This window comes from Cellulomonas soli, from assembly GCF_052036975.1.
Classification (GTDB): domain Bacteria; phylum Actinomycetota; class Actinomycetes; order Actinomycetales; family Cellulomonadaceae; genus Cellulomonas; species Cellulomonas soli_A.
This window is the reverse complement of the sequence record NZ_JBQIAR010000013.1, coordinates 106134-116875: the sequence shown is the minus strand read 5'-3', so window position 1 is coordinate 116875 and position 10742 is coordinate 106134. Positions and strand designations below refer to the sequence as shown.

The 10742-nt window shown below is 72.4% G+C and carries 9 protein-coding genes and 1 tRNA gene; 4 read left to right on the top strand and 6 right to left on the bottom strand.

The genetic code is table 11. From position 1 onward, the window contains the following. The 4 genes from ACTHAM_RS13920 to cysK form a co-directional block, all read right to left on the bottom strand. The coding region (locus ACTHAM_RS13920) for an aminotransferase class I/II-fold pyridoxal phosphate-dependent enzyme (RefSeq protein WP_440688461.1) at positions 1-728 on the bottom strand (728 nt) is incomplete at its 3' end. Positions 729-857: 129 nt separating this feature from the next. Next, positions 858-1892, bottom strand: a complete 1035-nt coding sequence (locus tag ACTHAM_RS13915; RefSeq protein ID WP_440688459.1) for an LLM class F420-dependent oxidoreductase — start codon at positions 1890-1892, stop codon at positions 858-860. Positions 1893-2000: 108 nt separating this feature from the next. Beyond that, positions 2001-2585 (bottom strand): serine O-acetyltransferase EpsC, encoded by a 585-nt coding sequence (gene epsC / locus ACTHAM_RS13910; protein WP_440688457.1) that lies wholly within the window; start codon positions 2583-2585, stop codon positions 2001-2003. Positions 2586-2595: 10 nt separating this feature from the next. Next, entirely contained in the window at positions 2596-3531 is a 936-nt protein-coding gene (gene cysK, locus ACTHAM_RS13905; protein WP_440688455.1) for a cysteine synthase A, read from the bottom strand. A gap of 508 nt (positions 3532-4039) precedes the next feature. On the opposite strand from cysK, the gene ACTHAM_RS13900 reads away from it, so the two are divergent. Both ACTHAM_RS13900 and ACTHAM_RS13895 read left to right on the top strand, forming a co-directional pair. Continuing rightward, entirely contained in the window at positions 4040-4813 is a 774-nt protein-coding gene (locus ACTHAM_RS13900; RefSeq protein ID WP_440688453.1) for an SDR family oxidoreductase, read from the top strand. Positions 4814-4880: 67 nt separating this feature from the next. Then, positions 4881-4954: transfer RNA gene (locus ACTHAM_RS13895), tRNA-Pro, on the top strand. Positions 4955-4961: 7 nt separating this feature from the next. Here ACTHAM_RS13895 and ACTHAM_RS13890 read toward each other — a convergent pair. After that, positions 4962-5885, bottom strand: coding sequence for a pseudouridine synthase (locus ACTHAM_RS13890; protein WP_440688451.1), 924 nt, complete (start codon positions 5883-5885; stop codon positions 4962-4964). 205 nt (positions 5886-6090) lie between these two features. Between ACTHAM_RS13890 and ACTHAM_RS13885 the strand changes: the two genes are divergently transcribed. Together ACTHAM_RS13885 and ACTHAM_RS13880 are read left to right on the top strand one after the other, a co-directional pair. Beyond that, the gene (locus tag ACTHAM_RS13885) at positions 6091-7716 is read left to right on the top strand and encodes a methyl-accepting chemotaxis protein (protein WP_440688449.1); all 1626 of its coding nucleotides are present in this window, start codon (positions 6091-6093) and stop codon (positions 7714-7716) included. A 142-nt stretch (positions 7717-7858) separates the two neighbouring features. Next, complete coding sequence (locus ACTHAM_RS13880; protein ID WP_440688447.1) at positions 7859-8107, top strand: hypothetical protein; 249 nt, start codon at positions 7859-7861, stop codon at positions 8105-8107. A 64-nt stretch (positions 8108-8171) separates the two neighbouring features. Here the strand turns inward: ACTHAM_RS13880 and ACTHAM_RS13875 are convergent, their stop codons facing one another. Then, positions 8172-10589 carry a LamG-like jellyroll fold domain-containing protein gene (locus tag ACTHAM_RS13875; RefSeq protein WP_440688445.1) on the bottom strand — a complete coding sequence of 806 codons (2418 nt, stop codon included), beginning with the start codon at positions 10587-10589 and terminating at the stop codon, positions 8172-8174. Positions 10590-10742 lie beyond the last annotated feature (153 nt).

The window sequence follows — 10742 nt, the reverse complement described above, 5'->3', positions numbered from 1 at the left end:
GGCACCGGCTCGGTCAGCTGCGGGAACTTGCCGTTGCCCCAGTCGAACCGGCCCGACTCCACGACGACCCCGCCCAGGGTGGTGCCGTGCCCGCCGAGGAACTTGGTCACCGAGTGGATGACGATGTCCGCGCCGTGCTCGATCGGGCGCACCAGGTACGGGGTGGCCAGTGTCGCGTCGACGACGAGGGGGATGCCGGCCTCGTGCGCGACGCGGGCCAGGCCGGCCAGGTCGGCGATCTCGCCGGAGGGGTTCGCGATGACCTCGGTGTACAGCACCTTGGTCTCCGGGCGGATCGCGGCGGCGTAGTCGGCCGGGTCGGTTCCCGGAACGAACGTCGTCTCGACACCGAACCGGCGCAACGTGACGTCGAGCTGGGTGATGGTCCCGCCGTACAGCTGGGCGGAGGCAACCACGTGGTCCCCGGTGCCGACCAGGGCCGCGAACGTGATGAACTCCGCCGACATGCCCGAGGCGGTGGCGACCGCCCCGATGCCCCCTTCGAGCGAAGCCAGGCGTTCCTCGAGCGCGGCGACCGTGGGGTTGCCGATGCGGGAGTAGATGTTCCCGTACTTCTGCAGCGCGAACAGGTTCGCGGCGTCGGCGGTGTCCTGGAACACGAACGAGGTGGTCTGGTAGATCGGCACGGCGCGGGCGCCGGTGATGGCGTCGGGGATGCCGCCGGCGTGCAGCGCACGGGTGCGGAAGCCGAAGCGGTGGTCGGTCATGGGTGAGTGCCTCTTCGGGGTCGAGACCGACGGTGCCTGCGATGTGAGACGCGAGCGCTCACCTGTCGGTCTGCCCACGGTACCGAGTCCACCGACGCAGGACCGCGCGTCCCGACGGGTGGACCCATGTCACGCCAGCGCGGCGGAGACCTGCTCGAGCATCCGAGGGTCGGTCTGCACCAGCAGCGTCGTGATCGCGGTGGCCCGCCACGCGGGCAGGCGGGCCGCGATCGCCTCGGGCGGCCCGACCAGCGCGACGTCCTGCACCAGCTCGAGCGGCACCGCGGCGGCGGCCCGCTGCCGGTCGCCGGCCAGGTAGTGCGCCTGGATCTCGTCGCACGCCTCGCCGTACCCCAGCCGGTCGAGCACGTTGCGGTGGAAGTTGGCCCCCTTGGCGCCCATGCCGCCCGCGTACAGCGCGATGAACGGTCGGATCTGCGCGGCCGCCGACTCCACGTCGGGCCCGAGCACCACCGGGACCGTGGCGCAGACCTCGAACTCCTCGACGGGCCGCAGGCCCGGTGCGCGCCGGGCGAACCCGTCGGCGAGCAGCTGGCGGTACTCGCCGTCCATGCGCGGGGAGTAGAACATCGGCAGCCAGCCGTCGGCGATCTCCGCGGACAGGGCGATGTTCTTGGGGCCTTCGGCCGCCAGGTGGATCGGCAGGTCGGCCCGCAACGGGTGCACGGTCGAGCGCAGCGGCTTGCCGAGCCCGGACCCCTCGCCCCCGGGCAGAGGCAGCCGGTAGAACTGCCCGTCGTACGTCACGGGCGCCTCGCGGGCCAGCACCTGGCGCACGATGTCGACGAACTCGCGGGTGCGGGCCAGCGGGCGCGGGTACGGCTGGCCGTACCAGCCCTCGACGACCTGCGGCCCGGAGACGCCCAGCCCGAGCACGGCCCGGCCCCCGGACAGGTGGTCGAGGGTCAGGGCAGCCATGGCCGTGGCGGTGGGGGTGCGCGCGGAGATCTGCGCGACGGCCGTGCCCAGTCGAACGCGCGAGGTCGCCGCACCCCACCAGGCCAGGGGGGTGAACGCGTCGGACCCGTACGCCTCGGCGGTCCACACCGAGTCGAAGCCGCACCGTTCGGCGGTGAGTACGGCCTCCTGCGCCCCGGCTGGCACGCCCGCCGACCAGTAGCCCGTGTGGTAGCCCAGCCGCATGAGGTGCCCCCGTCGCCGTTGACGTGATCGGCACGCCCCTCGTCGGGCGTGCGCGCGGTCAGGTTACCGGCGGGTACGGTCCGCCGGTAGCGTGCGGTGGCAGGCGTCTCAGATGTAGATCGCCGGGTCGTCGACCTCGACGTCGAAGGGCGCCTCGGCGGCCCGCTTCCGCACGACGGCGGGGACCCCCACGGCAATCGCGCCGGCCGGGACGTCCTGGATCACCACGGCGTTCGCGCCGATCTGGGCGCCGTCACCGATCCACACCGGACCGAGCACCTTGGCGCCGGCGCCCACCACGACCCCGTCGCCGAGCGTGGGGTGCCGCTTGCCCCGCCGCATGGACTTGCCGCCCAGCGTCGAGCCGTGGAACAGCACCACGTCGTCGCCCACCTCGGCCGTCTCTCCTATGACCACACCCATGCCGTGGTCGATGAACAGGCGACGGCCCAGCCGCGCGCCGGGGTGGATCTCCACCCCCGTCAACGCGCGGGCCGTCTGCGACACGAGCCGGGCCGGCAGGCGCAGGCCCGGCTCGCGCCACATCAGGTGAGCGAGCCGGTACGCCCACACCGCGTGCACGCCCGGGTACCCCAGGGCGACCTCGAGCAGCGTGCGGGCCGCGGGGTCGCGGTGCCGTGCGGCGTCGAGGTCCTCCCGCAGGGTGGCCCAGAAGTGCAGTGGTGCGGACATGGTGGCTCTCTCAGTCGAGCAGGTCGGCGTACAGCACGGAGGACAGGTAGCGCTCACCGAACGAGGGGATGATCGCCACGATCAGCTTCCCGGCGTTCTCGGGGCGCTGGGCGAGAAGCGTGGCGGCGTGCAGCGCGGCACCCGAGGAGATGCCGACCAGCAGGCCTTCCTCCTTGGCGGCCCGGCGGGCCACGGCCACGGCCGTCTCGGCGTCCACGTCGATGATCTCGTCGTAGATGCTCGTGTCGAGGATCTCCGGCACGAAGTTCGCGCCGATGCCCTGGATCTTGTGCGGGCCGGGGGCGCCGCCGTTGAGGATCGGCGACTCGGCCGGCTCCACGCCGACGATCTGCACGCCGGGCTTGCGCTCCTTGAGCACCTGCCCGACGCCGGTGATGGTGCCGCCGGTGCCGATGCCGGCCACGACGATGTCGACCTCGCCGTCGGTGTCCGCCCAGATCTCCTCGGCGGTGGTCTTGCGGTGGATCGCCGGGTTGGCCTCGTTGGCGAACTGGCGGGCCAGGATCGCGCCGGGGCGCTCGGCGACGACCTCGTTGGCCTTGTTCACCGCGCCCTTCATGCCCTCGGACCCGGGGGTGAGGATCAGCTCGGCGCCGAAGGCCCGCAGCAGCGCGCGGCGCTCCTTGGACATCGTCTCGGGCATGGTCAGCACCACGTCGTAGCCGCGGGCCGCACCGACGAACGCCAGCGCGATGCCGGTGTTGCCCGAGGTCGCCTCGACGATCGTGCCGCCGGGCTTGAGCTCACCGGACGCCTCGGCGGCGTCGATGATCGCGACGCCGATGCGGTCCTTGACGGAGTTGGCCGGGTTGTAGAACTCGAGCTTGCCGACGACCGTGGCGGGGGCGCCGTCGGTGATCTTGTTGATGCGGACCAGGGGCGTGTTGCCGATGAGCTGTGTCGCGTCGTCGTAGATGCGGGACATGGTTCCTCTTCGGGTGGTGCCGCGCGGGCGGCGGGGGACGGGTGAGTGCACGTGCGGCGGTGCGGGCCGACGCTGGCCGAGCACGCGGGTGCTCGGTGCGGAGGCGGGGGCGAGCGCTGGCGCAGGGGACCGGGCCCCGGTGCGTGGGTGTCCTCGCGCGGAGGTCGGCCAGCGCTCTACAGACAGCGACAGCGCACGGGCGCCGCGCAGCGGCGCACGTCGTGGACACGCACGAGGGTCGTGGCGGTGCGGTGCTGCACGCTCATCGCCTCCTCGGCCCTGGTCCACGGGCGTCCCGCGGTGGCTGTCGAGGCCGGACCGAGGACGCAGAAGTTGACTGACGGTAGCCCCAACGCCGCGAGGGGCGCAAAGGTTCCCGATCTGCGGGACGAACCTCTCGCCGGGACGTAGGTCCGTCGCCCATGTGAGCCACGGTCGTACCGTGGAAAAGTCAGGAGTCGGCGAGGTCGCCGGCGCACTGCCGGCGCCCCTCTCGCAGGGAGGCACCATGCGCACCGTCGTCATCACCGGATCGGCCTCGGGCATCGGGCGGGCCACCGCACAGGTGCTGCGGGAGCGCGGCGACCGGGTCATCGGGGTCGACCTGCACGACGCGGACGTCGAGGTGGACCTGGCCACGGCCGCCGGTCGCGCCGACCTCGTCGACCAGGTCCGCGAGCTGTCCGGCGGCACGATCGACGCCGTCGTGGCCAACGCCGGGCTCGCGCTCCCCGTGCCGCTGACCGTGTCGGTCAACTACTTCGGTGCCGTGGCCACGCTCGAAGGTCTGCGCCCGTTGCTGCTGGGCTCCTCGTCCCCGCGTGCTTCGCTGACCAGCTCGATGGCCACCCTGATGCCGCACGACGCGGACCTGGTGGACCTCGCGCTGGCGGGTGACGAGCCCGGGGCGCTGGCACGTGCCGGGGTGCTGGCCGAGTCCGAGCAGCGCGACCAGATCTACGCCTCGACCAAGGTTGCGCTCACCCGCTGGATGCGTCGTCACGCGGCCACGGCCGACTGGGCCGGCGCCGGGATCCCGCTCAACGCGATCGGGCCGGGCATCGTGACCACCCCGATGACGGCCGAGATGATCGCCACTGCCGAGGCCCGCGAGCACCTGCTGACGCTCGTGCCCATGCCGCTGCACGGGATCATGGGGCCCGAGGTGCCGGCCGCGCTGCACGCCTGGCTGGTCGGCGAGACGAACACGCACGTGTGCGGCCAGATCGTGTTCGTCGACGGCGGGTCTGACGTCGTGCTGCGAGGTGAGGAAGGCTGGTGAGGTAGCGGGGACCGGTCACCGACCGGGCACGTCACAGGCTCCGCGGGCACTAGGCTTCCCGGTGCCACGGGGTGTGGCGCAGGTTGGTAGCGCGTCCGCTTTGGGAGCGGAAGGTCGTGGGTTCGAATCCCGCCACCCCGACGTCGTGTCAGGAGTCGGTGCCCAGCGGAAGTCGGCGCACGCTGCGGAAACGTCGCGGCTCGCCGTCCAGCGGGTCGACGAACGTGAGCTCGCCGGCCAGCAGCTGCAGCGGTCGGCTGAAGTCGTCCACGGCCACGTCGTGTACGTGCGGGTACAGCGGGTCGTCGACGATCGGGATGCCCAGGCCGAGCAGGTGCAGGCGCAGCTGGTGGGTGCGGCCCGTGCGGGGTGTCAGGCGGTAGATGCCGTGCTCGCCGACCTGCGACTCCAGCTCGACGAGCGTCTCGGCGTTGACCGGGGCGTTCGGCACCACCTGTGCCTGCCACGATCCGCGGTCCTTGCGGATGTGGTTGCGCACGACCGTCGGCAGGGTCAGGTCCGGGCGCAGCGGCGCCAGCGCCCAGTACGTCTTGTGGATCGTCCGGGCCTCGAAGGCCGACTGGTAGACGCCCCGCCACCGGCGTTCGGTGGCCAGCATCAGCAGACCGGAGGTGACCCGGTCCAGCCGGTGCAGCGGTGACAGCTCGGGCAGGCCGAGCTCGTCGCGCAGCCGGACCACGACGCTCTGCACCACGTGCCGGCCGCGCGGGATCGAGGACAGGAACGCGGGCTTGTCGACCACGACGAGCCGTTCGTCGCGGTGCACCACGTAGATCGGGCCAGGCACGGGCGGCTCGTCGCGCAGGTCGCGGTGGAACCACACGAACCGGTGCGGGCCGTAGGGGTCGTCGTCGTGGACGGCTCGGCCCGAGGCGTCCACGAAGCGCTGCTGCGCGAGCATGCCCGTCACGTCGACGTCGTCAGGCAGCCGGTCGCGCAGCCAGGTGCCCATGGTCGGCCAGGGCGCAGGCCCGGACGGGTCGCGGTCCGGTGTGCGCAGCCACGCGGCGGCCAGGCCGTGGCGGGGAGGAAGAGGCGAGCGGGGAGGCACGGGCCGATGCTACGAGGCTGCCGAGGGTGAACCTGCGCGGGTGGCCCGGCGAGGGTCGAGGCCCTGACCAGGACCGATGTCATGGGTCTACGACGTACGTGACTTTCGACCTATGACCGCTCCGCGGTGCGCCCGATGAAGACGCTGGCGCGACCAGCGCCTTCGACGACAGCAGTGCGGTCGACCCCGCACCGGAGGTACACCCATGAGCGAGCACCTGATCGACCACCCGACCGCACGCCGCCGCGTGCGCTTCTCCGACCTGGGTCTGAGCGCCAAGATCGTCGCCGCCGTGGCTGTGGCTGCCATCGTGGCGGCCCTCGTCGGGATACTCGGGATCTCGGCCCTGGGCACCACGAATGCCGCCACCGAGCAGCTGTACGCGTCGAACATGGGGCGCTTCGAGCTCGCCGCCACCATGCGCCGAGCCACGCTGGAGATGCGGATCGCGGTCACCAACCAGGCGCTGTCCGAGGACGAGACCACGCTGACCGGGTACGAGGACAAGGCGTTCGCCGCCGAGGCCGACGCGCGCGACACCGCCGCGCAGTACGCGGCGACCGACCTCGACCCGGTCCGCACCGACCTCCTCGAGGCGTTCACCGTCGCGCTGGACGACTACGCCACGCTGCGCGACGAGAAGCTGTTCCCCGCCGGGCGCGCGCAGGACACGGGCGCGTGGGCCACTGCGCGCGACGAGTCCGGTACGCAGATCGCCGCGATGATGGACGCGCTCGGTGGCATGGTCGAGCTGGAGAAGTCCGACGCGGCCGACGCCGTGGCGGCCTCCACCGCCGCGTACACCAGCAACCGGACGCAGGTCGTCGTGCTGCTCGTGGCAGGTCTGGCCCTGGCCCTCGGCCTGGGTGTGGCCGTCGCCCGGGGGATCGTGCGCGGGGTGGCCCGGGTGCGAGACGTCAGCAGCGCCCTCGCCGAGGGCGACCTGACCCGTTCGGCCGGCCTGACCTCCCGCGACGAGATCGGGCAGATGGGGGTCGCGCTCGACACCGCCGTCGCCCGGCTGCGCCAGCTCATCGGCACCATCGACACCTCGGCCGTCTCGCTGGCCGGCGCCGCCGAGCAGATGTCGGGTGCGTCCCACCAGATCGCCGCCGGTGCCGAGGAGACCTCGGCGCAGGCCGGTGTGGTGGCCGCGGCCGCCGAGCAGGTCTCCCGCAACGTGCAGACCGTCGCGTCGGCGTCCGAGCAGATGGGCGCCTCCATCCGGGAGATCGCGCACAACGCGTCCGAGGCGGTCCAGGTCGCAGGCCGTGCCGTCGCGGCCGCGCAGGAGTCGACCACCACCGTCAACCGCCTGGGGGCGTCCAGCCGGGAGATCGGCGACGTCGTGAAGGTCATCAGCGGCATCGCCGGCCAGACCAACCTGCTGGCGCTCAACGCGACCATCGAGGCCGCCCGCGCCGGGGAGGCAGGCAAGGGGTTCGCGGTCGTCGCCGGCGAGGTGAAGGAGCTCGCGCAGGAGACGGCGCGCGCCACCGAGGACATCGCCCGCCGGATCGAGTCGATCCAGACCGACACCGAGTCGGCCGTCACCGCAATCGGCGAGATCTCCGCAGTCATCGACTCGATCAGCGGGTACCAGTCGACGATCGCCTCCGCCGTCGAGGAGCAGACCGCCACCACCAGCGAGGTCAACCGTTCGGTGACGGAGGCCGCCACGGGGGCGGGGGAGATCGCGGCGAACATCGTCGGGGTGGCCGACGCGGCCGACGCCACCACCTCCGGCGTGGGGGAGTCGCTGCAGTCCGTCGGCGAGCTCGCGCGGATGTCGGCCGACCTGCGCGGGCTCGTGGGGCAGTTCCGGATCTGAGCGCCGCGGTGGGTCGGGCGCAGCCCCGGCCCGCCGTGCCCGCCCGCGTGCACCGCTCACAGCGGCGCGCCTCGCGCCGATGGGCTGGTGACCGGGACACGCCCGGCACCCGTGCGGATGTCGCACCGTCGAGGAGGTCGTCATGCAGTACATCGCCACCGTCGTGCTGGCTACCGCCGACACGGCAGACATCGCACCGATGCGCCTGCGCCGCGAGTCGCTGGCCGCGGCCGTGCAGGCGTTGGCCGAGCTGGCGCAGCGCCTGGGCACCGCAGGCCCCACGCGGGTGCGCCGGGCCAGCGTCCTCGAGCTCGACGACGACGGCCGTGTGCTGCGCGAGCTCGGGCTCGACGGTCGCCCGCTGGTCGTCCGCGAGGCCCTCGCCGCCTGACACCTGCCCGAGCAGACGACGACCGGCCGACCCCAGCAGGGGTCCGGCCGGTCGTCGTCCGCGCTCAGCGCGTGGCGAGTGCCGCGACCTCGTCGGCCGACAGGGCCGAGCCGTGCACGGAGAGCTCGTCGACGTCACCGGCGAACGGCGTGTCCCACCAGTTCACGCCCACCGCGAAGGTGCCCGTGGTCGTGGTGAAGACGTCGGGGAAGCCCGTGCCGGTGAACTGCGGCGCGCCGTCGACGTAGACGCTCACGTCGCCGGAGTCGACGGTGAGGGCGACATGGCTCCACTGGCCCACCGGGAGCTGCAGCGGGGTGCCGGCGTCGTACCAGGCCGAGCCCGACCACACCATCGTGTTGCCGCCCACGCCGTCGTGGCCCTTCGGCACGACCGAGACCCAGCTGTTCGCGTCGCGCGCCCCGAAGAACGCCGACGTGAACTGGGTGAGCGCGTCGGGCCGCAGCCACATCGACACCGTGTACGTCGGTCCGCTGATCAGCCCGTCGGGCAGGCGGACGCCGCTGGCGCCGTCCAGGTGCACGGCCTGGCCCTGCACGCCCTGCACGTAGGAGACGGTGCCGCCTGTGGTGTCGACGCGAGCGCCGGTCACGGTCGCGGCGGGCAGCGCGCCGGTCGAGTCGGCCAGGTCGCCCTCGAACGACCAGGCGCCGGTCGTGCCGCCCGCGGTGCGCTCCAGCACGGTGACGGTGAACGTCGCGGTGGCCGTGCGGCGGTCCTTGGTGATGGTCGCGGTGAGCGTCACCGTGGCGTCGCCGGCACCGTTCTCGGGGCGCGTGACCTCACCGGTGGGGGAGACCACCGCCGGGTCGCTCGACGACCAGGCGATGGTGGCACCGTTGGTGCCGACGGTCGGCAGCGTCAGGTCGGCCACCACCGCGGAGGTGTCCCCGAGGTCCAGGTCGGCCTTGACGGCCGCGACGGCCTCCTTGGCCGACAGCACGTCGACGTGGCTGCCCCACAGCGAGACGCCCGCCGCGGACTGGACCGTGAAGGTCACGACCCACTCCTGCCGGTCCGGCTCCCACTGGCGGGTGAACACCCCGTCGTAGGTCGAGCCGCCCGCCACGATCCGCGCCCGGTTCGAGCCCAGAAGGCTCCACCGGCCGGTGAGCGCGCCGGTGACCCTGCCGCTCTTCTCGAGCTTCACGGCCACGGCCTCGACCGGTGTGCTGTTGATGGCCTTCCCGTGGTCGATCAGCGCGTACTGCCCGATGGCGTCCTCACGCGTGATCCTCGCGACACGGGCCTTCGAGGTCGTGGCCGAGGCGCCCGCCAGCGGGGCCGGCGTCGAGCCGTCGTCCGCGTAGCGGTAGGGCGCCACGACGGGCCAGCCGGCGCTGTTGACGAACATCTCGTGCACCCGCACGTTGTGCGTCTCGCCCTGACCCGGGAACCGGGAGTGGAACACGAGGAACTTCCGCCCGGTGGCCTCGTCGACGTACGTCGAGTTGTGCCCCGGGGAGGCGTACCCGACGCCCAGGCCGCTGCCCGGGTCACCGACCTCGCGCTGGAACAGGTAGCTGCCCATGATCTTCACGCCGTAGGGCGCGATGGACGCGTCGTCGAACAGCGGCAGGCTCGGGTCTGCCTTGACCTCGCTCATGTCGTTGCCCTCGGCGTCCAGGTACGGACCGTCCGGGTGCAGCGAGCGGGCAACGCGCATGTTGTACCCGCCCGTGGCGTCCAGCCCGCCGAACGACAGGAACAGGTAGTAGTACCCGGTGCCCTCGTCGTACATGACGTTCGGGGCCTCGATGCGGCTGTGGTTGCCGCCCACGAGGTGCTTGCCGTAGCCCTGGCCGGGCACGGGCTTGCCCGTCTCGGGGTCCATCTCGAGGACGAAGATGCCGCCCGAGTACGAGCCGTAGACCATCCACAGCTTGCCGTCGGCGTCGTAGAACACGTCCGGGTCGACGGCGTTGGGGTGCACCCGTGCGTCGTAGACGGTGCCGTCCTCGCTGATCTGGTCCCACATGCCCGACTTCAGCACGATGCCCAGGTCCTCGTACGGGCCGTCGACGTCGTCGGAGACCGCGACGCCCAGAGCCGAGCGGGGCGAGTCGCCCTTGCAGGCGTTGTAGTACATGTAGAACCGGCCGTCGCCGAGCTGGATCACGTCCGCCGCCCACAGCGTGTCGGACTGGGCCCACTCGAACGTCTCGGCGAGCTCGCTGACCACGTCGTCGAAGATCGGGTTGTCGGCATTCACGCCCGAGGCGACCTGCTCCCACCCCATGAGGTCGTCCGTCTTGGCGACCTGCAGGTGCGAGCCGAACACCCACAGCTCGTCGTCCGCCACGACCACCGACGGGTCGTGCACGGTCGCATCGGTGAACGTCGGTGTCGGCGGTGCTTTCGGTGGGCGGGCGCTCGCGGCGACGGCGCCCGTGAGGGTGAGGGCGGCCACGACGGACGCGGTGACGAGGGGACGGGTGATGCGGGTGTTCCTGGTTCTCACGCGGGTCTCCTGGTGCAGCACTGGACGCAGGGAGAGCCCGCCGGATGGGACGACGACGTCGCACCGGTGCCGGGCTCGCGCCGACCGTAGCGGGGCTTCTCTATCGTTGTAAAGGGAGGAAGCGGATGTGGCTCCGCGCGGGTTGCCCCTGGG

Excerpts from the sequence above, each read along its gene's own strand:
- ACTHAM_RS13915 (WP_440688459.1), bottom strand. The coding sequence starts at position 1,892 with ATGCGGCTGGGCTACCACACGGGCTACTGGTCGGCGGGCGTGCCAGCC.
- epsC (WP_440688457.1), bottom strand. The coding sequence starts at position 2,585 with ATGTCCGCACCACTGCACTTCTGGGCCACCCTGCGGGAGGACCTCGAC.
- cysK (WP_440688455.1), bottom strand. The coding sequence starts at position 3,531 with ATGTCCCGCATCTACGACGACGCGACACAGCTCATCGGCAACACGCCC.
- ACTHAM_RS13900 (WP_440688453.1), top strand. The coding sequence starts at position 4,040 with ATGCGCACCGTCGTCATCACCGGATCGGCCTCGGGCATCGGGCGGGCC.
- ACTHAM_RS13885 (WP_440688449.1), top strand. The coding sequence starts at position 6,091 with ATGAGCGAGCACCTGATCGACCACCCGACCGCACGCCGCCGCGTGCGC.
- ACTHAM_RS13880 (WP_440688447.1), top strand. The coding sequence starts at position 7,859 with ATGCAGTACATCGCCACCGTCGTGCTGGCTACCGCCGACACGGCAGAC.